The organism is Streptomyces albidus (ex Kaewkla and Franco 2022) (assembly GCF_013870515.1).
Taxonomy (GTDB): Bacteria; Actinomycetota; Actinomycetes; order Streptomycetales; family Streptomycetaceae; genus Streptomyces; species Streptomyces albidus.
Genome location: NZ_JACBXA010000020.1, coordinates 1 through 24,750 on the forward strand (window position 1 = coordinate 1; position 24,750 = coordinate 24,750).

Annotated in this window: 19 protein-coding genes and 1 pseudogene; 12 read left to right on the plus strand and 8 right to left on the minus strand. The window is 69.9% G+C overall.

Annotation, left to right across the window (positions count from 1 at the left end; genetic code table 11):
- The 6 genes and pseudogenes from H5J26_RS05855 to H5J26_RS05880 all read left to right on the plus strand — a co-directional run.
- A pseudogene (locus H5J26_RS05855) lies at nt 1-342 on the plus strand (glutamyl-tRNA reductase); the annotation flags it as partial.
- A gap of 121 nt (nt 343-463) precedes the next feature.
- Nucleotides 464-1,462 carry a hydroxymethylbilane synthase gene (gene hemC, locus H5J26_RS05860; RefSeq protein ID WP_181764622.1) on the plus strand — a complete coding sequence of 333 codons (999 nt, stop codon included), beginning with the start codon at nt 464-466 and terminating at the stop codon, nt 1,460-1,462.
- Entirely contained in the window at nt 1,459-3,120 is a 1,662-nt protein-coding gene (locus H5J26_RS05865) for a uroporphyrinogen-III synthase (RefSeq protein WP_181764623.1), read from the plus strand. Before hemC ends, H5J26_RS05865 begins: the two co-directional genes overlap by 4 nt.
- Entirely contained in the window at nt 3,117-4,145 is a 1,029-nt protein-coding gene (hemB, locus tag H5J26_RS05870; RefSeq protein WP_309237795.1) for a porphobilinogen synthase, read from the plus strand. Before H5J26_RS05865 ends, hemB begins: the two co-directional genes overlap by 4 nt.
- A gap of 252 nt (nt 4,146-4,397) precedes the next feature.
- The gene (locus H5J26_RS05875) at nt 4,398-5,252 is read left to right on the plus strand and encodes a helix-turn-helix domain-containing protein (RefSeq protein WP_181764624.1); all 855 of its coding nucleotides are present in this window, start codon (nt 4,398-4,400) and stop codon (nt 5,250-5,252) included.
- Nucleotides 5,252-5,467, plus strand: a complete 216-nt coding sequence (locus H5J26_RS05880) for a DUF397 domain-containing protein (RefSeq protein ID WP_181764625.1) — start codon at nt 5,252-5,254, stop codon at nt 5,465-5,467. The genes H5J26_RS05875 and H5J26_RS05880 overlap by 1 nt, the downstream gene beginning before the upstream one ends.
- 40 nt (nt 5,468-5,507) lie before the next feature.
- On the opposite strand, the gene H5J26_RS05885 is transcribed toward H5J26_RS05880, so the two are convergent.
- Together H5J26_RS05885 and H5J26_RS05890 are read right to left on the minus strand one after the other, a co-directional pair.
- Nucleotides 5,508-6,311 (minus strand): SAM-dependent methyltransferase, encoded by an 804-nt coding sequence (locus H5J26_RS05885; protein WP_181764626.1) that lies wholly within the window; start codon nt 6,309-6,311, stop codon nt 5,508-5,510.
- 299 nt (nt 6,312-6,610) lie between these two features.
- Nucleotides 6,611-8,080, minus strand: a complete 1,470-nt coding sequence (locus H5J26_RS05890; protein WP_181764627.1) for an FAD-binding protein — start codon at nt 8,078-8,080, stop codon at nt 6,611-6,613.
- 230 nt (nt 8,081-8,310) lie between these two features.
- Between H5J26_RS05890 and H5J26_RS05895 the strand changes: the two genes are divergently transcribed.
- Genes H5J26_RS05895 through H5J26_RS05910 form a run of 4 tightly spaced genes read left to right on the plus strand, consistent with a single transcriptional unit; the run spans nt 8,311 to nt 14,552 of the window.
- Nucleotides 8,311-8,739: a hypothetical protein gene (locus tag H5J26_RS05895; protein ID WP_181764628.1), complete on the plus strand. Its 429-nt coding sequence runs from the start codon at nt 8,311-8,313 to the stop codon at nt 8,737-8,739.
- On the plus strand, nt 8,729-9,376 hold the full coding sequence (locus H5J26_RS05900) for a hypothetical protein (protein WP_181764629.1): 648 nt from the start codon (nt 8,729-8,731) through the stop codon (nt 9,374-9,376). Before H5J26_RS05895 ends, H5J26_RS05900 begins: the two co-directional genes overlap by 11 nt.
- Nucleotides 9,376-14,106, plus strand: coding sequence for a putative T7SS-secreted protein (locus H5J26_RS05905; protein ID WP_181764630.1), 4,731 nt, complete (start codon nt 9,376-9,378; stop codon nt 14,104-14,106). Before H5J26_RS05900 ends, H5J26_RS05905 begins: the two co-directional genes overlap by 1 nt.
- Nucleotides 14,107-14,123: 17 nt before the next feature.
- Nucleotides 14,124-14,552, plus strand: coding sequence for a hypothetical protein (locus H5J26_RS05910; RefSeq protein WP_181764631.1), 429 nt, complete (start codon nt 14,124-14,126; stop codon nt 14,550-14,552).
- Nucleotides 14,553-14,628: 76 nt separating this feature from the next.
- Here H5J26_RS05910 and H5J26_RS05915 read toward each other — a convergent pair whose 3' ends face one another.
- On the minus strand, nt 14,629-15,306 hold the full coding sequence (locus H5J26_RS05915) for a nucleoside/nucleotide kinase family protein (protein WP_309237796.1): 678 nt from the start codon (nt 15,304-15,306) through the stop codon (nt 14,629-14,631).
- A complete protein-coding gene (gene argS / locus H5J26_RS05920) occupies nt 15,303-17,102 on the minus strand; it encodes an arginine--tRNA ligase (RefSeq protein ID WP_181764632.1) in 1,800 nt (599 codons plus the stop codon). The genes H5J26_RS05915 and argS overlap by 4 nt, the downstream gene beginning before the upstream one ends.
- A gap of 130 nt (nt 17,103-17,232) precedes the next feature.
- Here argS and lysS point away from each other — a divergent pair, with 130 nt between their 5' ends.
- Complete coding sequence (gene lysS / locus H5J26_RS05925) at nt 17,233-18,981, plus strand: lysine--tRNA ligase (protein WP_181764633.1); 1,749 nt, start codon at nt 17,233-17,235, stop codon at nt 18,979-18,981.
- Between the two features lie 117 nt (nt 18,982-19,098).
- Here lysS and H5J26_RS05930 read toward each other — a convergent pair whose 3' ends face one another.
- The 3 genes from H5J26_RS05930 to H5J26_RS05940 form a co-directional block, all read right to left on the minus strand.
- Complete coding sequence (locus tag H5J26_RS05930) at nt 19,099-20,613, minus strand: DUF2637 domain-containing protein (RefSeq protein ID WP_309237797.1); 1,515 nt, start codon at nt 20,611-20,613, stop codon at nt 19,099-19,101.
- A gap of 94 nt (nt 20,614-20,707) precedes the next feature.
- Entirely contained in the window at nt 20,708-21,415 is a 708-nt protein-coding gene (locus H5J26_RS05935) for a DUF3558 domain-containing protein (RefSeq protein WP_181764634.1), read from the minus strand.
- A 51-nt stretch (nt 21,416-21,466) separates the two neighbouring features.
- Nucleotides 21,467-22,429, minus strand: coding sequence for a hypothetical protein (locus tag H5J26_RS05940; protein WP_181764635.1), 963 nt, complete (start codon nt 22,427-22,429; stop codon nt 21,467-21,469).
- A 200-nt stretch (nt 22,430-22,629) separates the two neighbouring features.
- On the opposite strand from H5J26_RS05940, the gene H5J26_RS05945 reads away from it, so the two are divergent.
- The gene (locus tag H5J26_RS05945) at nt 22,630-23,823 is read left to right on the plus strand and encodes an RtcB family protein (RefSeq protein WP_181764636.1); all 1,194 of its coding nucleotides are present in this window, start codon (nt 22,630-22,632) and stop codon (nt 23,821-23,823) included.
- A gap of 141 nt (nt 23,824-23,964) precedes the next feature.
- Here H5J26_RS05945 and H5J26_RS05950 read toward each other — a convergent pair whose 3' ends face one another.
- Complete coding sequence (locus tag H5J26_RS05950; RefSeq protein ID WP_181764637.1) at nt 23,965-24,726, minus strand: SDR family NAD(P)-dependent oxidoreductase; 762 nt, start codon at nt 24,724-24,726, stop codon at nt 23,965-23,967.
- Nucleotides 24,727-24,750 lie beyond the last annotated feature (24 nt).

Sequence of the window (24,750 nt, forward strand, 5' to 3'; positions counted from 1 at the left end):
GCGCTCCGCACGATGGCCGCCGACGTCGTCTCCGCGGAGATGGCCCGCCTCGAGGGGCGGCTCCAGGGGCTCGACGACAAGCAGCGCGCGGAGATCACCCAGACCGTCCGCCGGGTGGTGGACAAGCTCCTGCACGCGCCGACGGTGCGCGTGAAGGAGCTCGCGGGCGAGCCGGGCGGGGCCGGGTATGCGGACGCCCTCCGCGAACTGTTCGACCTCGACCCGCAAGCGGTCGCCGCCGTCAGCAGCCCGATGCCCACGGGCGTCCCCGCACCCGCGGAGTCGCCGGAACGTACCGCCGAGCGCGCCCCCGACCCCACCACGGGCGGGGGGCGGCCGTGAACGTGCGCGAGGCCGGACCAGGAAGTGTCCGCGACGACCGGAGTGGTCGTAGCCGGAGTGAGCAAGTCAACGAAGAAGGCGCCCCGCGCGACTGCGCGCCGTGGTGCGACGAGGTGAGCGAATGAGCAACACACGGGCACCGGCCCTCCGGTTGGGCACCCGGCGCAGCAAGCTCGCCATGGCCCAGTCGGGCCTCGTGGCCGAGCAGGTACGGCAGTTGACGGGTCGCCCCGTCGAGCTGGTGGAGATCACGACGTACGGGGACACCAGCAAGGAGCACCTCGCCCAGATCGGCGGCACCGGCGTCTTCGTCACCGCGCTGCGCGACGCGCTGCTGCGCGGTGAGATCGACTTCGCGGTGCACTCGCTGAAGGACCTGCCGACAGCGCAGCCCGACGAGTTGACCCTGGCGGCCGTGCCCGAGCGGGCGGACTCGCGCGACGTACTGGTGGCACGCGACGGGCTGGACTTCACGCAGCTCGCGTACACGATGAGGACGACCGGCAGGGCAGCGCGCATCGGCACCGGCTCCCCGCGCCGCATGTCGCAGCTGAACTCCTGGGCACGCAGCCTGGGAACGGAAGTCGACACCGTGCCGATCCGTGGGAATATCGACACGCGCATCGGGTATGTGCGCTCAGGCGAACTCGACGCCGTGGTGCTCGCAGCCGCCGGACTTGAGCGCACCGGACGTCTCGACGAAGCCACCGAACTGCTGAGTCCCGACGCCGTACTGCCCGCCCCCGGCCAGGGAGCACTGGCCGTCGAGTGCGCGTCGGCCGACGTGCACCTGGCTGTCCAGCTCGCCGATCTCGACGACCCGTACACACGGGCCGCCGTGACCGCTGAGCGAACCCTGCTCGCCGCCTTGGAGGCCGGCTGCAGCGCACCTGTGGGTGCGCTCGCCGACCTGCTTGGCGACGGGCAGGTTGTCACCGAAATGCGCCTGCGTGGCGTCGTCGGCACCCTCGACGGCGAGACGCTGGTGCAGCTGTCCACCACCGGTCCCGTACCGGCATCCGCCGCCGACACAGCGACCCCGCAGAAAATGGGGCGCGAACTCGCCGACGAGATGCTCGCCAAGGGTGCGGCCGGTCTGATGGGGGAGCGAGCACTTTGAGCCCCACCACTGCCCAGAATTCGACAACTCAGCACCTCTACGGTGCACACGGACACGTCACCTTCCTCGGTGCCGGGCCCGGAGACCCGGGTCTGCTGACGCTGCGCGCCGTCGAGGCGCTGGCGCAGGCCGACGTGCTTGTGGCCGACCCCCAGGTGCACGACGTCGTCCGTACCCATACGCGGGCAGGGGTGGACACGCCGCTTCACGAAGCTGACGATCCGTCGGCTCCCTCCGCCTCCCAGAGCGGTGCAGCAGATCTTGCCATGGCCGCAGCGCGTGCGGGCAAGCGGGTCGTGCGTGCCGTGACGGGTGATCCGGGGCTCGACGCGGACGCCGCGCGGGAGATGATCGCCTGTGCCGGCGAGGGCATCCCCTTCGAGGTCGTGCCCGGTATCGCCACCGCTGTCGGTGTCCCCGCGTACGCGGGTGTTCCGCTGCGGAACGGCCACGGGACCGACGTCCGCTTCATCGACGCGCGCAGCGCCGACGAAAGATGCTGGACCGAGGTCGGCGCGAGCGACGCGACGGTGGTCGTCTCGGCGACGCTGGACTCCGTCGTCGCCGTCGCGGGTGAACTCGTCGCGGGGGGCCGCAAGCCCGAGACCCCGCTGACCGTCACGGCCGCGGGTACGACGACCCGCCAGCGCACTTGGACGGCCACGGTCGGCACCATCGGCCAGGTCCTCAAGTCGGCGAAGGTGCTGCCCTCTTCGGACGGCGCGCAGTCGGTGATAGCCGTGGTCGGTGAGCACAGCGCCGCTGCGGAGCGCCCGCAGCTCGCGTGGTTCGAGTCCAAGCCGCTCTTCGGCTGGCAGGTGCTCGTACCGCGTACGAAGGAGCAGGCGGAGTCCCTCTCCGACCAGCTCCGGAGCTACGGAGCGGTGCCCGCGGAGGTGCCCACCATCGCCGTCGAACCGCCGCGCACACCGCAGCAGATGGAGCGGGCGGTCAAGGGGCTCGTCACCGGCCGGTACGAGTGGATCGCCTTCACGTCCGTCAACGCGGTGAAGGCGGTGCGGGAGAAGTTCGAGGAGTACGGCCTGGACGCCCGGGCGTTCGCCGGGATCAAGGTCGCGGCCGTCGGCGAGCAGACCGCCAAGGCGCTGGTCGAGTTCGGCGTGAAGCCCGACCTGGTGCCCAGCGGCGAACAGTCCGCCGCCGGGCTGCTGGACGACTGGCCTCCCTACGACCCGGTCTTCGACCCGATCGACCGCGTCTTCCTGCCCCGGGCCGACATCGCCACCGAGACGCTCGTGGCCGGGCTCATCGAGCTGGGCTGGGAGGTCGACGACGTCACGGCGTACCGGACCGTGCGGGCGTCGCCTCCGCCCGCGGAGACGCGTGAGGCGATCAAGGGCGGCGGCTTCGACGCGGTGCTGTTCACCTCGTCGTCCACGGTGCGGAACCTCGTCGGCATCGCCGGCAAGCCGCACAACGTCACCGTCATCGCCTGCATCGGCCCGGCCACCGCCAAGACCGCCGAGGAGCACGGGCTCCGGGTGGACGTCATGTCACCCGAGCCTTCGGTGCACAAACTGGCGGAGGCTCTCGCGGACTTCGGCGCGAAGCGCCGCGCGGAGGCGGTCGCCGCGGGAGACGCAGTGAAGCGGCCGAGCGAGAAGCGCCCGGCCAGGAGGAGGGCACGCTCATCGTGACAGAGCACGTTCCCGCCGGATCCGGTCCGGCGGGCCCCGTTCCGGGCGGCGGATTCCCGTCGGTACGGCCGCGGAGGCTGCGCACCACCCCGGCGATGCGCCGCATGGTCGCCGAACACCGGCTCCACCCGGCGGAGTTGATCCTCCCCGTCTTCGTACGTGCGGGCATCGACGAGCCGGTGCCCGTCTCTTCCATGCCGGGCGTGGTCCAGCACACGCGGGAGACGTTGAAGAAGGCGGCGGCAGAGGCCGTACGCGCGGGCGTCGGCGGGATCATGATCTTCGGCGTGCCCGAGGAGCGGGACAAGGACGCGGTCGGCAGCGCCGGCACCGACCCCGACGGCATCCTCCAACTGGCCCTGCGGGACGTGCGGGGCGAGGTCGGCGACGACCTCGTCGTCATGTCGGACCTGTGCCTGGACGAGTTCACCGACCACGGCCACTGCGGTGTCCTGGACGCTCAGGGGCGTGTGGACAACGACGTCACCCTCGAGCGCTACGCCGAGATGGCCGTCGTCCAGGCCGAAGCGGGCTCCCACGTGCTGGGCCCGAGCGGGATGATGGACGGCCAGATCGGCCACGTGCGGAGGGCCCTGGACGAGGCGGGCCACCAGGACGTGTCCCTCTTCGCCTACACCGCGAAGTACACCTCGGCCTTCTACGGCCCCTTCCGCGAGGCCGTCGCATCCTCGCTCAAGGGCGACCGCAAGACCTACCAGCAGGACCCCGCCAACTCCCGTGACGCTCAGCGCGAACTCTCCCTGGACCTTGCCGAGGGCGCGGACATGGTGATGGTCAAGCCCGGTCTGCCGTACCTGGACATCCTCCGGGACTTCGCGGAGCGGGCCGACGTGCCGGTCGGCGTCTACCAGATCTCCGGTGAGTACGCGATGGTCGAGGCCGCCTCGCAGAACGGCTGGATCGACCGGGACCAGGCCATCATGGAGACCCTCACCAGCTTCAAGCGGGCAGGCGCGAACCTGATTCTGACCTACTGGGCGACGGAGTTCGCCGGCAAGCTGTAGCGGCTCGGGCCGCCCCGCGCACGGGCGGTCCGCGCGCAGCGCTTGCCTTCCGGGTGCATCGGCGCCGGTACGGACACTCCCGTACCGGCGCTTTCGCCTTCCGTGACGCGGTGCCGCCCTCGTCCTGGGCCCCGCTCACCGATTCCAGTGACACGTCCGGCACCCGATTCGACAACTCGGCCGTGTACGTGTCCGGGCACGTGACGCCTTGTCCCGCACGGGAGTTGGGCAGGTCCGGCACCGGAGGTGGGGATGGACGAGTCGGGGCGCATGCCGGACGGCACGGAACGGCCGGGGTGGGAGGAGGACGACACCGCGGCAGTCGTACGGACCGTCGGCAAACTGATCAGACTCTGGCGCGAGCGGGCGCGGATGACGCAGGCCGAGCTCGGAGCCGCCATCGGCTACGGCCTCGATCAGGTCTCCTCCGTGGAACGCGGACGACGCGTCCCCAAGCCGGAGTTCCTCGTGAACGCGGACGAGGCGCTGGGTGCGGGCGGCATCATCGCCGCGATGAAGAAGGACGTCGCGGAGGCCCGATACCCCAGGAAAGTACGGGACTTGGCGAAGCTGGAGGCCGACGCGGTCGAGCTGGGCGCGTACGCCAACCACAACATGCACGGACTGCTGCAGACCGAGGAGTACGCGCGGGCGCTGTACGGCATGCGCAGGCCCGCGTACTCGGAGGATCAGATCGACCAGTACGTCGCGGCACGGCTGGCGCGGCAGGAGATCATCCGGCGGGTGTCACCTCCTACGCTCGCGTTCATCCAGGAAGAGGTGACGCTGTACCGCCCCATCGGGGGCAGAATGGTCCTGCGCCGCCAGCTCGAACATCTGCTGGAGATCGGGCGGTTGCGCCACGTGGAGATTCAGGTCATGCCGACGGGACGGGACGATCACGCGGGAATGGCGGGCGGAATCCATCTGATCAAGTTCAAGGACCGTACTGCTGTGGGACAGTCCGAGGAGCAGCTAGCCAGCCGTCTGATCTCCGACCCCAAGGATGTGCACATCCTGGAACTGCGTCACGGGATCCTCCGTTCACAGGCGCTCGATCCACGGGAATCGCTGGCCCTCATCGAGAAGGTGCTTGGAGAGACTTGATGATCAGACCGACAACCGGACAGAGCAGGCTGGAGTGGACCAAGAGCAGCTACAGCAGCAACGACGGTCCGAACTGCGTCGAGGTGGCGGCCCGCTCGCACAGCGTCCACATCCGGGACTCCAAGCGCCTCGGCGGGCCCCAACTCGCCTTCACCCACACGGCTTTCACGGCTTTCCTCGCCCATGCCGCCGGACGGTCGCCCGGCACACGGTGAGGTCCGCAGACGCCCCGGGACCTGCTGCGTTCCGCGGAGTTCAGGGCTTCCTGCCGATGCCCGCGTAGAAGAAGGCGTCCTCGTCGGTGATGCCGGACTCGCCTTCGGGGCGCCAGCGGTGCGTCGTGGTCAGGCCGGGCTCGATCAGTTCCGTGCCGTCGAAGAAGCGCTCGATCTCGGCCTTGGTGCGTATCTGCGCGGGGGTGCCGCTCGCCCGGTAGACCTCGACGGCCTTCTCGGCCGCGGGGTTGAAGTCGGGGGTGGCGTGGGACAGCACCAGGAAGCTGCCGGGGGCGAGCCGGTCGACCATCGCGTGCACGATCTCCAGCGGCCTGAACTCGTCCGGGAGGAAGTGCGTCACGGCGAGCATCGACAGGGCGACGGGCGCGTCCAGATCGATGGTCGAGCGGAGCGCGGGGTCGTCCAGGATGGAGTCGTGGCGCAGGTCGGCGTGCACGTAGGCGGTCCGGCCCTGGGGGCTGCTGAGTGTCAGCGCGTCGGTGTACTCCAGCACCGTCGGGTCGTTGTCCGCGTAGACCACGCGCGCCTCCGGAGCGACCTCCTGGGCGATCTGGTGCAGGTTGGGCGCGGTGGGGATGCCGGTCCCGATGTCGATGAACTGGCGTACGCCGTACTCGGAGGCGAGGGTGCGCGTCGCGCGGTGCATGAAGTCGCGGTTGGCGCGGGCGCCGGTCACGATGAAGGGGAAGACCTGCTTCACCTTCTCGGCCGCCTCCTGGTCGACGGGGTACCAGTCCTTGCCGCCCAGGTAGTAGTCGTACATCCGGGCCGAGTGCGCCCTGCTGGTGTCGATCTGGGTGGGCTGTCCGCCGGAACCGGTCATCGCTGTGTTTCCTCTTCTGCCGCTGCCTGGAGGTGCAGGGCAATCACGTCCGTGCCCGCGTCGCGCCTTCGCAAGAGGTCTTGCGGGCGGCTCTCCCGGCCCTCCGAGCGATTGCCCAGGATGTAGTGCGGCATCGCCGGGCGTGCCACGAGGTCTCGGCGGTTCGTCAACAGCCTTCGGATGCAGCGGAGTTGAAGCTATCAGAGCGATCGTTGCGCATTGAAGGGTCTGATCGCGAGGCAGCAGGGCGCCGGCGTGCACCGCGAAGACCGGTGACGCCGACGCCCTGCGCGGACCCCCTAGAAGATGCCCTGTCCCGGCGCGAGGAGGCCGGCCGGGTCGTAGCGGTGCCGCGCGGCGGCCAGCGCGGGGAAGGCGGGGCCGAACTGGTCCCTCCAGTCGGAGCGGTCGAAGGGGATGGAGCCCACCGGGTACTGCTTGCCGCCCGCGTCCCTCACCAGCTCGTACGCGGCCCGGTTGGCGGCGAGGAGGCGCTTCACGGTGGCCGCGTCGTCGGGCGGGCTCGTGCGGAGGACGGCGAGCAGATACGGCGCGGGGTCGTCGGGCATCCGCAGGAGCGGCGTGCGCAGGACCTTGCGGCGCATCGGGTAGAGCAGCACCACACCGCTCGTGCCGACGTCCTCGGGCCGCAGCTCGTCGAGGATGCCGGAGGCCAGCTCCTCGACCGAGTCGGACGGCAGCAGCAGGTTCAGCCACGGGTGCGGGTCGTCCCAGAGCCCGGCCTCCATCTGCTCGGCCACGGACGCCGCGAGGCGGTCGAGGAAGGCGTAGTAGTCGAGGGTCTCCGCCACCAGACCGGGGCGTTCGAACCGCAGCCCGGCCAGCAGTTCGTCGTCGTCGGGCTCCGGGCCGGCGGGCGGCCCGTAGGCGACGGCCTCGAGCACGTGGACCCGGAACGCTCCGGTCGCGTCGGGAAGCACCAGGCCCTCGACGTAGTCGAAGCGCCGGTCGTCGATCAGCCGCCGCTGGTCCTCCAGGAAGACCGACAGCTCGGTGTAGGGCAGTTGGTAGTGCCGTACCGTCCGCGGGGCCCGTACGAGGCGGAGCGTCGCGCCGACGACGATGGCGCACTGCCCGAGCCCGGCCCGTACGGCATCGAAGAGGTCGGCGTGACGCGTCGCCGAGCAGCGGACCAACTCGCCTGCTCCGGTGACCACTTCGAGCTCGGTGACGTTGTCGACCTGTGCGCCGTGCCGGTGCGTCTGGCCGCCGAGTCCGCCCACGGACAGCGTGCCGCCGACGGAGAGTTCGAGGTAATCGGTGAAGACCGGAGGCGTGAGCCCCTTCCGCAGAGTGGACTTGGCCACCTCGCTCCAGCGGGCGCCTCCGCCGACGGTGACGGTGTCGCCCTTGACCGGCCCGATGTGCTTGAGCGGGGCCGTCTCGATCACCAGACCGCCCTTGACCTGCGCCTGCCCGAACGTGGCGTGGCCCTGGCCCCGCGGGGCGACCGGGATCTTGTGGCGGCGGCAGAACCGGATCATCACCACGACGTCGTTGACGGAGCCTGGTCTCAGTACGGCTGCCGGGCGCCGGTGGACGATGTGGCCGAAGTCCTCGGAGGCGGCGTCGCGTGACGCGTCGTCGGTCAGCAGCGTCCCGTCCAGCGGGGGCACGTGGTCGAAGTCGCCCTCCGCGGGCTTCCGCTTCTCGGTGGCCCAGGCGCGCGCCGCCGGGTCGAATCCGACGACGGCGGCTGCCGTGGCCAGGCCGTACAGGGCGGTCCGTCTGGTCGGTTCGGGGCGCATGAGTGTCCTCCTGGGGCGGCGTCTACGGAGCGTCTCCGCCGCTGGATGCTACTCACCGTCAGATGTCCGCGGGGATCATTACCCTTCTGGGGGACCACAGGTGTCGAGCGCCGCTGCGCGCGGCAACTCTTCAAGTCCGCAACAGCGTTCCGACCGGTCTTGCCTCCCACCACCCCCTTGCGACTACCTTTCTGGGGGCTGCTTGACGAGAGTGAGAAACGGGGACTGCCATGCAGTTGGCGGAGCAGATCGCATCGGTGCGGGCGGGGGTCGGTGACCCGCAGGAGATGGTGGGGGAGTTCAGGCGTACGGCCGTGCTGGTGCCGGTCGTGGCCGACGGCTTCATGTCCGCCGAGTACGGCGGTATCCGGTGGATCTACGCCTTCACCGACGAGGCTCCCCTGGCGCGTTTCGCGGAGGCTCGCGGCTCGGCTCCGGATGAGGCCTGGGAGTTCGTGACGGTGCTCGGGGCGCGGCTGCTGGACGGGATCATCCCGGAGTTGGACGGTCCGACGGGTGTGGCGGTGGACGTGGCCGACGACGACGCTTCGATGATGTTCCCGCCGGTGGCGGGGATCGTCCCGGACGCGGTGGCCGTCGACGTCGACGAGGACGGAAACCGGATCACGGGGGACGGGGGCGCTTCGGATGGGCGATGAGGACCTCAAGTTCAGCAAGGAGTCGCTGGCTCTGGTCACCAAGGGCCTCAACTCGGCGATCAGCGAACTGAAGGACGTCGGTAGCTCGACCGACGCGTTGCAGGGCGCGGGCTTCGAGTCGATGTCCATGACCGGCATGGAGGCGGGCGGGGGTTCGCTGGCCGATGCGTTCGAGGGCTTCTGCGAGCGCTGGGAGTGGGGCGTACGGGCCTTGGTCCAGGACGCCAACGGCCTGGCCCAGCGACTGGGGCTGGCCGCCGGGATGGTGCACGCAGAGGACGAGTACTGGGCAGGAACGTTCAAGGTGGGCGTGAACTCGCTCGTCGGCAACCCGCATGCGACCGAGGAAGAGGTCGCGCAGCAGAGCTGGGGCGAGACGTTCAAGCCGGACTACCTGAACCCGGACTACAGCCCCGAGTCCTTCCGTCAGGCCCAGGAGGACATCGGCCAGACGTGGAAGGACACCGGAAGGTCGCTGACCGAGGACGGCATGGGCGGGATGCGGAACGACTTGGTCATGGACGCGGCCGGGATCTCGGAGGAGCAGCAGGAGCAGGCCCGGGACGACCTCTTCGGCCCGTCGCCGGAGGAACGCGCTCAGCAACAGCAGCAGCAGGGTCCGGGGGGTGAGGGCTGATGGGCATCGGAGACTTCATTCCGGACCCGGTCGAGGACTTCGTCGAGGACGGCGTCGAGAAGGTCGGCGAGGGAGTCGACGAGGTCTCCGACTGGGGCGCGGACAGGCTCGACGACGTCGGCTGGGAGTCGGGCGCCGACTGGGTGCGTGAAAAGGGTGACTCCCTCGCGAACGCACTTGGCGCGGACGTGGACGAGATGCAGCTCGGCGAGACCGAGGACGAGACGAAACTCGTCCACGGCAGCGTGGACAAGCTGCGGTCCACGGCCAGTCATCTGACGGACTTCAAGAGGGCCTTCACCAATGTCGGCAACGGGCTGAAAGGGCTCGACTCCTCGCACCTGAAGGGGGAGGCGGCCGACGCCTTCCGCGCGAAGGTGTCCGTCGAGCCGAAGAAGTGGTTCGAGGCCGCTGATGCATGCGAGGACGCCGGCAAGGCGCTGCGCGACTTCGCGGGAACGGTGGACTGGGCGCAGAAGCAGGCCAAGGAGGCCATCGCCCTGTACAAGAAGGGCACTGAGGCCTCCAAGGCGCACAAGTCGAAGGTGGACTCCTACAACAGCGCCGTCGACTCGTACAACGCCAAGCCGGAGGACGAGCGGGACCCGGCATCGCTGCCGGACAAGCCGAGTTCGACGGACCCGGGCGCCGCGGATGTGAAGGCGGCCGAGGAGAAGCTCGCCGAGGCGCGCAGCCAGCGCAACTCGGCGCGGACTTCGGCGGAGAGCGCAGTGGGGGCGGCCCGGGACAAGGCGCCCGACAAACCTTCGTACGGTGAGCAGTTCAAGGACGGCCTCACCGGAATGCAGCTGAACGCCTCCCATTTCTACGGGGGCATCGTCAAGGGGACCGCGGGGCTGGTCAACTTCGCGCGGAGCGTGAACCCGACCGACCCGTACAACATCACTCACCCCGCCGAATACATGACCAGCCTGAACAGCACCACTGCCGGACTCGTGCGGATGGCCAACGACCCGGTGGGCACGGCCAAGACGATGTACGACACCTTCATGAAGGACCCGGCCGAGGGCACCGGCCGCCTCATCCCCGAACTGCTGGGGACGAAGGGTCTGGGCGCTGTGAAGAAGGTCGCCACCGTCGCCAAGCACGTGCCCGACGGGAAGCCTCCGGGGCGCATCGACCTGGACACGAACGGCCCCGGGATGCACAGCACACCGGACGGCGCGAAGACGCAGGGCGTCACCGACCCGGTGGACTTGGCGACCGGCAGGATGTACCTCCCGCAGACTGATGTGGCTCTGCCCGGCGCGCTGGCGCTCGTCTTCCGTCGCCGGGCTGAGTCCGGCTACCGTGCCGGTCGCTGGTTCGGGCCGTCCTGGTCCAGCACCGTCGACCAGCGGCTGGAGATCGATGCGAAGGGCGTCGTCCTCCTGGCCGAGGACGGTCTGCTGCTCGCCTACCCGCATCCCGCACCCGGGGTGCCGACGCTGCCGGAATGCGGCCCGCGCATGCCGCTGGAGCGCACCGCCGACGGTGACTACATCGTCGAGGACCGCGACTCGGGACGTACGTGGCACTTCACGGGGCCCGCGAGTGGTGGTGACGGCGAGGCGCTCCTGGAGCAACTCTCCGACCGCAACGGTCACCGCATCACCTTCGAGTACACCCCCGAGGGCGTTCCCACGGGCGTCTTCCACAGCGGCGGCTACCACCTGAAGCTGACGACCGAGGATGGCCGTGTCACCGCCCTCGCGCTGGCGGGTGCCGCGGCGGGCGGTGGCGACCAGGTCCTCAAGAAGTACGTCTACACCGGCGGCGACCTCACCGAAGTCGTCGATTCCTGCGGCAGAGCGCTGCGGTTCGAGTACGACGACGAGCACCGTGTCATCGCGTGGACGGACTCCAACGACCGCCGCTATGACTACGTCTACGACGACCGGGACCGCTGCGTCGCGGAGGGCGGCACCGAAGGGCACGTCTCTGTCCGCATCGACTACGACGGCGTCGATGACCGCACCGGGCACCGCGTCACGACCGTCACGAACACCGCGGGCCGCACCACGCGTTATTCGATCGACGACGGCTGCCGCGTCGTCGCCGTTACCGACCCGCTGGGACACACCGTCCGCACGGAGTACGACCGCGGCGGCCGGGTCGTCTCCCGTACGGACGCTCTCGGGCACACCACGCGCTTCGGCTACGACGAAGTGGGGCGGCTGGAGAGGGTCTCGCTGCCGGACGGTGGCGAATCCTCCTCGGTCCACAACGAGTTGAACCTGCCGGTCCTCTTCACTGACGCGGACGGCGCGACGTGGCGGCAGGAGTACGACAGCCGTGGCAACCGGACGTCGGTGACCGACCCGTCGGGAAACAGCACCACCTCCGGCTACGACGAGCACGGGCATCCGGCGTGGGTCACGGACGCACTTGGGGCCACCACCCGCATCCGCTGCGACGCGGCGGGACTGCCGGTGGAGGTCACCGATCCGCTGGGCGGTGCGACCGTCTACCACCGCGATGCGTTCGGGCGGCCGACGGCCGTTGTCGACCCGCTCGGGGCCACGGCCCGGATGGAGTGGACGGTCGAGGGCAAGCTCGCTCGTCACACCGCCCCGGACGGTGCCGAACAGACATGGGAGTGGGACGGCGAGGGCAACTGCGTCCGCCACACTGACGCCACGGGCAATGTCACCTGGTACGAGTACACGCACTTCGACCGGCTCGCGGCCGAGACTCGGCACGACGGCGCGCGCTTCGAGTTCGAGCACGACGCGGAACTGCGGTTGCGGAAGGTCGTCAACCCGCAGGGGGCGGAGTGGAGTTATGAGTACGACCCGGCGGGGCGGCTGCTGTCCGAGACGGACTTCGACGACCGCACGCTGGTCTACGAGCACGACGCCAACGGCAGGATCGTCTCCCGTACCAACCCGCTGAACGAGACTGTCTCCTTCGTCAGGGACCCCGGCGGCCGTGTGATCCGCAAGGACGTCGGCGGGATGTTGACGACCTATGCCTACGACCGTGCCGGACGACTGGTCTCGGCGTCGGGCCCTGACGCCGAGGTCATCTTCGACCGGGATCGGATGGGACGCGTCCGGACAGAACTCGTCAACGGCCGCGCGCTCACGCACTCCTACGACGCGGTGGGTCGTCCCACACGCCGGATCACCCCCTCCGGGGCCGTCTCCAGCTCCTCCTACGACGCGGCGGGACGCCGGACCGCACTGGTCGCCTCCGGCCGGAACCTGGGCTTCGAGCGGGACACGGCCGGACGTGAGACCGGCCGCCGCATCGAGGACTCCCTTGCTCTCGCGCAGACCTTCGATCCCGTGGGCCGGCTCCTCACGCAGCACGTGACCGGTCCGGGGGCCCAGACGGTCCAGCACCGGGCGTACGACTACCGTCCCGACGGCCATCTCGTCGGCGTACGGGACCGGTTGGACGGCAGTCGTCACTACGACCTGGACCAGGAGGGACGGGTCACAGCCGTCCACGCGCGCGGCTGGACCGAGACCTACGCCTACGACGAGGCGGGTAACCAGGCACACGCCACGTGGCCCGAATCGGTCCCTGGACAGGAGGCGACGGGACCACGCGTCTACGTCGGCACGCGCATCGCGACTGCGGGACGCGTCCGGTACGAGCACGACGCCGCCGGGCGCATCGTCCGGCGCCTGAAGAGCCGGCTGTCGAAGAAGCCCGACGTCTGGCGCTGCACCTGGGACGCCGAGGACCGGCTGACCTCGCTGGTGACGCCCGACGGGACGCTCTGGCGGTACCTCTACGATCCGCTGGGGAGACGCATCGCCAAGCAGCGTCTTGCCGACGACGGTGCAACCGTCGTGGAGCGGGTGGACTTCAGCTGGGACGGCTCCACGCTGGTCGAGCAGACCACCACCGCTGAGGGACTTCCCGACCCGGTGACCCTGACGTGGGACCACGAGGGCGGGCGTCCCGTCGCGCAGACGGAACGCATCACCGACGAGATGACGCAGCGGGAGATCGACAGCCGCTTCTTCACCATCGTCACGGACATGGTCGGTACGCCGTCCGAACTCGTCGACGAGCACGGCGGGATCGCGTGGCGCTCGCGGTCGACGCTCTGGGGTACGACGACATGGACGCGGGACAGCACGGCCTACATGCCGATGCGGTTCCCCGGCCAGTACTTCGACCCGGAGAGCGGGCTCCACTACAACCACTACCGCTACTACGACCCGCAGACGGCCCGTTACGCCTCACCCGACCCGCTCGGCCTGGAGGCCGCGCCGAACCCGGCCACGTACGTGCCGAATCCGCATGCCTGGACCGACCCGCTGGGTCTCGCCCCGTGCGTCCCGAACAGCAACCCGCTCCCGACGCAGGGAACGGCGCCGAGTTTCGTCACCGACGCCAACGGTGCCGTGCAGGACGTGCGCCATCTCGGGCGGCCCGACAACAACCTCGTCTTCAGTGGCCACGGCGGTATTCGTGCAGGTGACGGGACCCCCGTGACCGTCCCGGAGGGCACGAGCGTGTCGATGTACAGTAGGCACGGCGAGCCGATCAGTGACGCCCTGGGCAACAAGATCGAGACGCAGAATCCGTCGCGGCTCGAGGTCTACGGTCCGGGCGAACAACTCCCGAACTACTCGCTGTTCCCGCCCGACGGACTGAAAATCCTGGGCGTTCCGAGAAACGTGACGGTGACGGGTGAGACCGCGCTGTCCGACCTGCTGCGGCCCAACATGGGCCCCGTGCACTGGGCGGCATGTCGATCGGTCATGTGAGTGATGGAGGCAAACAGTTGGCACGGTATTCCGACCTTTCGGCGTACGCGTACATGCCCGACTCGGTGCCGGAGGGCGTCGAAGCCCTCAACGTCGGCTGGTTGGAGGCGGGCGACGACGTACCGCAGGGAGAGGTCCCCGAGGAGTTCGTCGCGTCCCTGGGCGTCCTGTGCCGTGACGAGCCGCAGATGAAGATGCGAGGGTGGCACATGTGCCACCTCGACCACGCGGGTGGCGAGGCGCCCTATCCCGTCAAGGCGCAGGTAGGCGAAAGCGAGCTGTCGCTGGGCGGGGCCGAGGTCCGGGTCGTCGCCGAGGACGGAAGCTGGCTGATCGCACCGGACCTGGTGCTGCACTACGTCACTGATCACGGCTACCGTCCGCCGGAGCCGTTCATCGAGGCGGTGACAGCGGGGCGCGGAGTGAGCGGGAACGACCGCCCCTGACAGCACGGCAGGCGCCCTCGCGCGGGCCCGTACCGGAGCCGGGCGGCGCAGCCGTACTCAGCCCGGACCTAACCGTTCACGGTTCCTGAGACGAGCAGCCGGGAACGTTCCCCGGCGCCATCTCCACGACCAGGTCGGCTCTTTCGCGCACCGGCGCGATGAGGCGGGCGTTGGCCTCGTCCGAGCGGTGCACCCAACTCGCAGCCTCGGCCGGTGACTTGCCGAAGCGCACGTGCCGGGCGATCAGCCGCTCGACACGGGTGGTTTCGTCCAGGCCCAACCACCAGCACACGTCGAGGAGTTGCCGCACCGGCCGCCACTCGGGCTCGTCGAGCAGCAGGTAGTTGCCCTCGGTCACGACGAGCGGCACCTCGGGCGGAACCGGCAGCGAGCCTGCCACGGGCTGCTCCAACTCGCGGTCGAAGGCAGGCGCGTAGACGGTCTCGCCCGCTCGCGGCGTGCGCAGCCGTCGCAGGAGCGCCGAGTAGCCGTACGCGTCGAAGGTGTCCGGCGCGCCCTTGCGGTCGCTTCGCCCGAGGCGGTGCAGCTCGACGTCGGCGAGGTGGAAGCCGTCCATCGGGACGAGCACGGCGCGCTCAGGACCGAGGGAGTCGACCAGCCAGGATCCCAGCGTGGACTTGCCGGCGCCGGGAGGCCCGGCGACCCCGAGGAGGCGGCGGCTTCCGGAGTCGGCCAACTCCGCGGCGCGGGCCAGCAGTTCCGGGCCCGCCGTCACCACCTCGGGCTGCGTCACAGACGCTCTGGCGTACGGATCCCCAGCAGCGACATGCCCTGGCGGAGGGTGCGCGCCGTCAGGTCGCACAGGAAGAGACGGTTCTCGGCCAGCTCCCTGGTCTCCGCCTTCAGCACCGGGCAGTTCTCGAAGAAGCCGGCGTAGAGGGTGGCCAGGCCGTAGAGGTAGGCCGCGAGCTTGTGCGGCTCGTACGTCTCCGCGGCGGCCGCCAGCGTGTCCGCGAACTCGTCCAGATGCAGCCCGAGCGCACGTTCCTGAGGGGCCAGCGAAAGTGTCGGGTGCACCGCCGGCTTCAGGTCTCCCGCCTTGCGGAAGATCGAACGGTTACGGGCGTACGCGTACTGGAGGTAGACGCTGGTGTCGCCCTGGAGGGAGACCATGCGGTCCAGGTCGAAGACGTAGTCGCGGGTCATGGAGTTGGACAGGTCCGCGTACTTGACCGCGCCGATGCCGACCTGGGCTGCGCGGGTGTTGATCTCTTCGTCCGTCAGGTCCTGCGCCTTCTCCCGTACGACGACGGCGGCGCGCTCCTTCGCCTCGTCCAGCAGGTCCACGAGGCGCACGGTCTCGCCCTCGCGGGTCTTGAACGGCTTGCCGTCCTTGCCCAGGACGGTGCCGAACGCGAGCTGCCGTGCCGCGCCCTCGGGGAGCCATCCGGCGCGCTGCGCGGTCTCGAAGACCATGCGGAAGTGCAGCGCCTGGCGGGCGTCCACCACGTACAGCAAGGTGTCGGCCTTCAGCGTGCCGACGCGGTCCCTGATGGCGGCGAGGTCCGTCGCGGCATAGCCGAAGCCGCCGTTGGACTTCTGCACGATGAGGGGGGTCGGAGTGCCGTCGGGGCCCTTGACGTCGTCGAAGAAGACGCACAGGGCGCCCTCGGAGCGCACGGCGACGCCCGAGGACTCCAGGTCCTTCACGACCTGCTGGAGGTCGTCGTTGTAGGCGCTCTCACCGACGATGTCCTCGTCGTGGATCTCGACGTCCAGGTCTTCGTAGACGCCCTGGAAGTACGTCTTCGACTCGTCCACGATCTTGCGCCAGAGGGTGAGCGTCTCCTCGTCGCCGCTCTGCAGGGCCACGACCCGGTCGCGGGCGCGGCTCTTGAACTCCTCGTCCGAGTCGAACAGGGGGCGGGAGTCCTTGTAGAGGCGGTTGAGGCGCGCCATCGCGGCCTCGCCCTCGTCGTGCGCGTTCGCGGCGTCCGACTCGTGGTCCAACTCGTGCGGGTGCTCGATCAGATACTGGATGAGCATGCCGAAGTTGGTGCCCCAGTCGCCGATGTGGTGGCGGCGGATCACCTTCTCGCCCTGGTGCTCCAGGATCTGCGTGACCGCGTCGCCGATGACCGTCGAGCGCAGGTGCCCGACGTGCATCTCCTTGGCCACGTTCGGCTGCGAGTAGTCGATCACCGTGGTGCCGGGCCGGTCGGCGTACGGGACGCCGAGGCGGTCGTCGTCGGAGCGTGCCGCGAGATTGCGGAGGATCGCCGCGTCCGAGACGGTGATGTTGAGGAAGCCGGGCCCGGAGACCTCGACGCCCTCGATCTCCTCGTTGGGCGGCAGGCTCTCCACGACCTCGCCCGCCAGCTCCCGGGGGTTGGCCTTGAGGCGCTTGGCCAGCGCCAGCATCCCGTTGGCCTGGAAGTCGGCCCGGTCGCTCCGTCGCAGCATGGGGTCGACCGCGTCCGCGCCCGGCGCGGGTGCGGCCTGTGCACTCCCGGCATCCGGAAGGGCTGCCGTGATCGCCTCCGTGAGGCGCTTGTCGAGCGTGGCGGCGAGGGACGGGACCGAGGCCATGAATGAGAGCCGTTCCGTGGTGATTGGCTGGGTCAGTGCCCCAGTATCCCATGTGAAATCCGGCCCGCCGCAGTGGGAGAATGGGCCCTCAAGCCTGGAAGCCAAGCGCAGAGAGAAGGAAGTGCCGGACGTGGCTCAGACCACCCTCGAGACCGACTGGGTATCCCGCATCGCGGACGACGTCATCGCCGAAGCGGAGCGTCGGGCGCCCGGGAAAGCAGTGGTCTGCGCATCCGGTCTCTCACCCTCCGGGCCGATCCACCTCGGCAATCTGCGCGAGGTGATGGTTCCGCACCTGGTCGCGGACGAGATCAAGCGGCGCGGTGTGGAGTGCGAGCACATCATCTCCTGGGACGACTACGACCGGTTCCGGAAGGTGCCCGTCGGGGTCGAGGGCGTCGACGCGTCCTGGGAGGAGCACATCGGCAAGGCACTGACGTCGGTGCCCGCGCCGCGCGGCAGCGCCCACGAGAACTGGGCCGAGCACTTCAAGTCCGCCATGGCCGAGTCGCTGGCCCAGCTCGGGGTGGAGTACCGCGGCATCAGCCAGACCGCGATGTACACCTCGGGCGCCTACCGCGAGCAGATCCTTTTCGCGATGCGCGAACGCCGCCGCATCGACGCCGTGCTCGACCGCTACCGGACGCTCGACAAGGCGGCCGCAGGCGGGGCCGGCAAGAAGAAGCAGCAGAAGCAGGGTGAGCCGGACGCCGCCGAGGTCGAGGCCGCCGAGGGCTCCGGCGCGGCCGCCGAGGACGACGGCTCGGGAGCCGGCGGCGGCGCGTACTACCCGTACAAGCCCTACTGCACCGTCTGCTCGCGCGACGTGACCACGGTGACGGCGTACGACGACGAGACGACGGAGCTGACCTACACCTGCGCCTGCGGGCACAGCGAGACCGTGCTGCTGCGCGAGTTCGACCACGGCAAGCTCGTGTGGAAGGTCGACTGGCCGATGCGATGGGCCTACGAGGGCGTCGTCTTCGAGCCCAGCGGCGTCGACCACCAGTCGCCCGGCTCCTCCTTCGTCGTCGGCGGGCAGCTGGTGAAGGAGATCTTCGGCGCGGAGCAGCCCATCGGCCCGATGTACGCCTTCGTCGGCATCAGCGGCATGGCGAAGATGTCGTCCTCGAAGGGCGGCGTGCCCACGCCCGCCGACGCCCTGGAGATCATGGAGGCGCCGCTGCTGCGCTGGCTCTACGCGCGCCGCCGGCCGAACCAGTCCTTCAAGGTCGCCTTCGACCAGGAGATCCAGCGCATGTACGACGAGTGGGACGCGCTGGAGCGCAAGCTCGCCGCCGGCGACGCGCAGCCCGCGGACGCCGCAGCGCATCTCCGTGCGTCGTCCACGGCCGCCGGGCCCCTGCCGTCGACGCCGCGTCCGCTGCCGTACCGCACACTCGCGTCCGTCGTGGACGTGACGGCAGGCAACGACGAGCAGACGCTGCGCATCCTGAGCGATCTGGACCCGGAGCGTCCGGTGAGCACGCTGGAGGAGGTCCGGCCCCGGCTGGACCGCGCACAGCGCTGGATCACCACGCAGGTTCCGGCGGAGCAGCGCACACGCGTGCGGGACGAGCCGGACACGGCGCTGCTGGAGTCGCTGGACGACGAACAGCGCGAGTCGCTGCGGCTGCTGCTGGACGGCCTGGACGACCACTGGTCGCTGGAGGGCCTGACGCAACTCGTCTACGGGGTGCCGAAGGTGCAGGCCGGCATCGATCCGGCCGCCAAGCCGACGCCTGAACTGAAGGTGGCGCAGCGGTCGTTCTTCGCGCTGCTCTACCGGCTGCTCGTCGGCAGCGAGACCGGTCCGCGGCTTCCCACGCTGCTGCTGGCCGTGGGCACGGACCGGGTGCGCAAGCTGCTGGGCGCCTGAACGGCCTGAACGGCCTGAACGGCCTGAACGGCCTGACCGGCCGGACCACTTGGCCAGGTCGGCGGTTCGGAGGGGGGACGGCACGGTGAGAGCCGCGCCGGATTCCGCTCGTGCCGCTCAGCCGGCCAGGCCCATCTCGGTGTTGTAGCGCTCCTTGAACTCCCGCATGTAGTTGCGGAGATACGCCTCGCTGAGCAGCGAACCGTCGGCGTTCGTCACGCCGTGCCGCTCGTGCAGCGCGCGTGAGAGCTGGCGCGCGTTGGGGAAGCTCGCCTGCGCGGCGACGAACTGGCGGTAGGCCAGGAAGTAGAACTCGTCGCGCGGCACGCCGTCCGGTATGCCCACCGGCTCGGCCTCGTCGGACTGTCCGTAGTGGAGGGGCTCCTGCTCCGGGATGAACTCCTGCTCGAACTCCTGCGGGCCCGCAGTGGGCGCGGGCTCGACGAACAGCTGCTGCTCCTCGGTGCGTTGGGGCGGCAGGTAGGCGGGCCCGCCGTTGACGGGTGCGTTGGAGTTGCCCAGCGCGCGGCGCCGGCCGGGCCCGACGGGAACGGTCACCTGGGGGCCGGTGGGCTGTGTCTCGGCGGCGTAGGTGTACTCGGGCGAAGGCGCGGGTTCGGCATCCGGAACGGGCCTCGGCGATGCCTGCGCGGAGGCCGCCGCCGGTTCGGAGGGCGATGCGGCGGGGGCCTGGGGTGTACGCGGGTCGGCCGTGAACTCGTAGCCGTACGGCTCGGGTTCGGCCGCCGGGGCCTGAGCGGTCCGAGGAGCCTGGAGCGACTGGGAGGTCTGGGGCGCCTGAAGGCCCTGAGGCGCCTGTGAGGCGTCCGCGGGTGCCTCCGCCTCCGGGGGCGCCTCTCCTGTCGTGAGGGCCGCGCGAGGCTCCTGCAGGGCCTTTGCCGGGCGCCCCGCGGCCCTGTCCGAACGTGCCGCCGTGGCGGGCGCCTTGATGCCGGCCGCCGCCAGGCCCTGCGGTCCGGTCTCGGAGAGGGGGACGCCGTAGCGGGCGAGCTTGAGGGGCATCAGCGACTCCACCGGTGCCCTGCGCCGCCAGTTGCGCCCGAACCGGGCCTGCAGCCGCGCCTCGTAGACGAGACGGTCCTGTTCCATGCGGATGACCTCGTCGTAGGAGCGCAGCTCCCACAGCTTCATCCTGCGCCACAGCCGGAACGTGGAGGGGAAGGCGAGCAGCCAGCGCGAGAGGCGCACGCCCTCCATGTGCTTGTCGGCGGTGATGTCGGCGATCCGGCCGATGGCGTGCCGTGCAGCCTCGACGGAGACGACGAAGAGGACGGGGATCACCGCGTGCATGCCGACGCCGAGGGCGTCCGGCCAGGCGGCCGCGCCGTTGAAGGCGATCGTCGCGGCCGTCAGCAGCCACGCCGTCTGGCGCAGCAGCGGGAACGGGATGCGGATCCAGGTGAGCAGCAGGTCCAGCGCGAGAAGGACGACGATGCCCGCGTCGATGCCGATGGGGAAGAAGGGGGCGAACGCGCCGAAGCCCTTCTTCTCGGCGAGGTCGCGCACGGCGGCGAACGAACCGGCGAAACCGATCGCGGCGATCGTCACGGCACCGATGATGACCACCGCGACCAATATGCGGTGTGTACGAGTCAGTTGTACGGCCTGCACTGGAGTTGTCCCCCACCCTCGGAAACCGGCGCGGCGCACCAGACTGGCACACGCGTCAAGTCCCCGCCGTACGGGTGCACGGCGGGGACAGGCGTCACTTCAGGGAGCCGACCGCTTCCTTGGCCGCGTTCTGGGCGTCCTTCTTGAGGTCCTCGGACTTCGGGGCCTTGCCGTCCTCGAAGCCCGCACCCGAGTAGTCCACCGTCACGACGACGTTCGCCGAGCGGACGACGACGCGCTCCTCGGTGAAGTCCTCGGAGTCCTTGCCGTCCTTCTTCTTGGACTTGTAGCTGATCGACGTGGCCTGCTCTCCGAGACCGTTGACCGGGGCGGTCTTGAGGTCCTTGTTGGCCTTGTCGGTCTTGAGGGCGTCGGCCTGCTGCTCCGTGAACGCGGCGGCGAGCTTGTCGCCGGAGCCGCGGGAGGTGTCGGACTCGAAACGCTTGAGCGAGACGGTCAGCTGGCGGTAGTCGAACTTGTCGAGACCGCTCCACAGGCAGCTGCCCGAGTCCTGGGTGTTGCCCGCGCCGATGCGCTTGCCGCCCGCGTTCTCGGTCTTGGGCGTCAGCTTCTTCACGGTGCCCTTGGAGAGGGTCTTGCAGGCGTCCGGGAGCTCCTTGAACTTCACGGGAGCGGCTTTCTGGCCTCCGCCGTCCTCGGCGGAGCCTGCCGCGTCGCCGCCGCCGGAGTCGGAGGAGCAGCCCGACACCAGCAGTGCGGGGATTGCGACTGCCGCGCAGGCGAGCGTCCGGGCGAGACGCGGGGCGCTCCGCGTAGTGGTTCGCTGAGCTTTACGGGGCATGATTCCTTCGCTTCCAGTCAGTCCGGCTTTCCGGTCACCGGTCAGTCTGCGTCAGTTGTCGTCGAACTCCGCAGCGAGCTTCTCGGCCACGCTCCGGGCCTTCTTCTGCAACTCGGCGCTGTCAGGAGTGTGTCGCTTGTCGGTGAGCCACTGGTCGTACTTGACCGTGGCGATCACGTTCGCGCTGCGGAAGACGAGCGTGATGTCCCGGTGGACGCCGGAGTCACCGGTGTCCAGCTGGTCGTCGATGTAGGCGCTGTCGCCGATCTCGCCGAGCATACGGGGGGAGAGATCCTCGTCCGCGGGCGGCGAGGAATCCGCCTCGGGCTCGTCGGCGCCGGGGGAGGGGCTGTCGGATTTCTCACTCCCGGGGGAGCTGTCTCCGCCCTTGCCGTCGCCCGCTTCGCCGTCACCGCCGGCCGTCGCGTCGCTCTGGCTCTCGTCGGCGGTCTTGTCGTCGCCGCCCTCGGCCTCTTCGCCGCTCTTGTCGCCGTTCTCCTCCGCGGGGGCGTCGCTCTCCGTCGGGATCTCCGCCTGACCTGCGCGTTCGTCCCAGAGGAGCTGTGCCTGCTCGTCGTCGCTGACGGCGGGGTCGTAGGAGACGACGCGTTCGAAGTCGACGGAGAGGTGGCGGGTGGCGAGGCTGTTCGCGCTCTTCCAGCGGCAGCCGGCCCGGCGGTCGGTGTCGTAGGTGGCGATGGGCTCGCCCTCGTAGGGGGAGGTCTCCTCGTCGCCCTGCGTCGACTTGCCCGCGCTGCCGGAGCCGTTCTCCCCGTCCTGGGGCGGCTCGGCGCCGGGCAGCAGGTCCTTGAGCATGGCGACGTCGACGGCTCCGCAGGGCTCGGGCAGCGTCCGGTACTTTCCGGGCGGTGCCGAGGAGGCGCTGGCGGTGGGGTCTCCCGCCTTGGTGTCCTCGCCGTTCCCGTCCGAGGAGTCCGTGCAGGCGGTGAGGCCGCCGGAGAGCATTACGACCAGCGCGACGCCGGTGACGTACGTCCTTGCCCTCCGCTGCACTGTCCTGCCTCCAGGTCCGGCACTGGTGCCGTCAGGTCGAAAACGTGTTGCCCCCGTGACGGGGCGACGGAAGACAATGTCTATCGCACGCACCACGCGGCCGTCCGGTCCCGTGATGCTTATGTTGCGCAAAGTCCGCATTTTCCCATTCATGGACTTGACGCGCTTTCTGCTCTTTGTTCTAGGGGGAGTTGAGTGAGATGTCCTACACCGAGGTCGCAGGCGCCCGGGTGCCCATCCGGATGTGGGCCGACCCTTCCACGGTCGAGGAAGGCGCGATGCAGCAGCTTCGCAACGTCTCCACACTGCCCTGGATCAAGGGACTCGCGGTCATGCCGGACGTCCACTACGGCAAGGGCGCCACGGTCGGCTCCGTCATCGCGATGAGCGGTGCCGTCTGCCCGGCCGCCGTCGGCGTGGACATCGGCTGCGGCATGTCCGCGGTGAAGACCTCGCTGACCGCGAACGACCTTCCGGGCGACCTCTCGCGGCTGCGCTCGAAGATCGAGCAGGCGATCCCGGTGGGGCGCGGGATGCACGACGAGCCGGTCGACCCGGGGCGTCTGCACGGCTACCCGACGGCAGGCTGGGCGGACTTCTGGCAGCGGTTCGACGGCGTCGCGGAGGCCGTCAAGTTCCGTCAGGAGCGGGCCACGAAGCAGATGGGGACCCTCGGGTCGGGCAACCACTTCGTCGAGGTCTGCACCGACACCGACGGTGCGGTGTGGCTGATGCTGCACTCCGGGTCGAGGAACATCGGCAAGGAGCTGGCCGACTTCCACATCGGGGTGGCACAGAAGCTGCCGCACAACCAGGGCCTGGTCGACCGCGACCTCGCCGTCTTCATCGCGGAGACACCGCAGATGGCGGCGTACCGGAACGACCTGTTCTGGGCGCAGGAGTACGCCAAGCACAACCGCGCGGTGATGATGGGGCTGCTGACGGACGTGATGCGCAAGGAGTTCAAGAAGGCGAAGCCCCGCTTCGACTCCGTGATCTCCTGCCACCACAACTACGTGGCGGAGGAGCGCTACGACGGCGTCGACCTGCTGGTGACCCGCAAGGGCGCCATCCGGGCCGGCGACGGCGAGTACGGCATCATCCCGGGCTCCATGGGGACCGGCTCGTACATCGTGAAGGGGCTGGGCAACGCCGCGTCCTTCCAGTCCGCTTCGCACGGCGCGGGCCGGAAGATGAGCCGGAACGCGGCGCGGAAGCGCTTCTCGGCGCAGGACCTGGAGGACCAGACGCGGGGCGTGGAGTGCCGTAAGGACTCGGGCGTCGTGGACGAGATCCCCGGTGCGTACAAGCCGATCGAGAAAGTCATCGACCAGCAGCGCGACCTCGTCGAGGTCGTGGCGAAGCTGAAGCAGGTCGTCTGTGTGAAGGGCTGACCGGGAGGGGCGGCCGCCGGCCGTCCCGTCCTGGAAGCGCCGCCCCGCACCGGTCTCCGGTGCGGGGCGGCGCGCTTCGCGCAGGGGTGCACGGGGTGCCCGGGGATGCGCGGGCACGTGCTGATCGGGCGGAGAGCGCGGTCAGCGCTCGCGGTGGACCTTGGAGTTGGACGCCTGAGCCCGCGGACGTACGACCAGCAGGTCGATGTTGACGTGCGGCGGGCGTGTGACCGTCCAGGTGATGGTGTCGGCGACGTCCTCCGCCGTGAGCGGCTCCGCCACTCCTTCGTAGACCTTGGCCGCCCGGTCGCTGTCTCCGCGGAAGCGGGTGAGGGCGAACTCGTCGGTCTTCACCATGCCGGGCGCGATCTCGATGATCCGGACCGGCTTTCCGCACAGCTCCAGACGCAGCGTCTCCGCCAGCACATGGGCGCCGTGCTTGGCGGCGACATAGCCGCCGCCGCCTTCGTACGTGGCGTGGCCGGCGGTCGAGGAGACGATCAGGACGGTGCCCTCGCCGGAGGGGGAGTCGACCAAGGCCGGTAGCAGCGCCTGGGTGAGGTGCAGCACGCCGAGGACGTTGACCTCGTACATCCGGCGCCAGTCGGCCGGATCGCTGGTGGCGACCGGATCGACGCCCAATGCGCCGCCCGCGTTGTTGATGAGGACGTCGCAGCGGTCGAGTTCAGCCGCGAACGCGTCGACCGCGGCCCGGTCGGTGACGTCCAGCGGCCGGGCGAGAGCCTCGTGACCGGCATCGGTCAACTCTCTTGCCAGGGCGTCGATACGGTCCCGGCGCCGGGCCGTGAGCACGACTCGGTAACCGGCTGCGGCCAGTTGACGTGCGGTGGCGGCGCCGATGCCACTGCTGGCGCCGCTGATGACGGCAGTGCGGTTAGTCATGGCCAAAGGCTACGACGTGTGCCG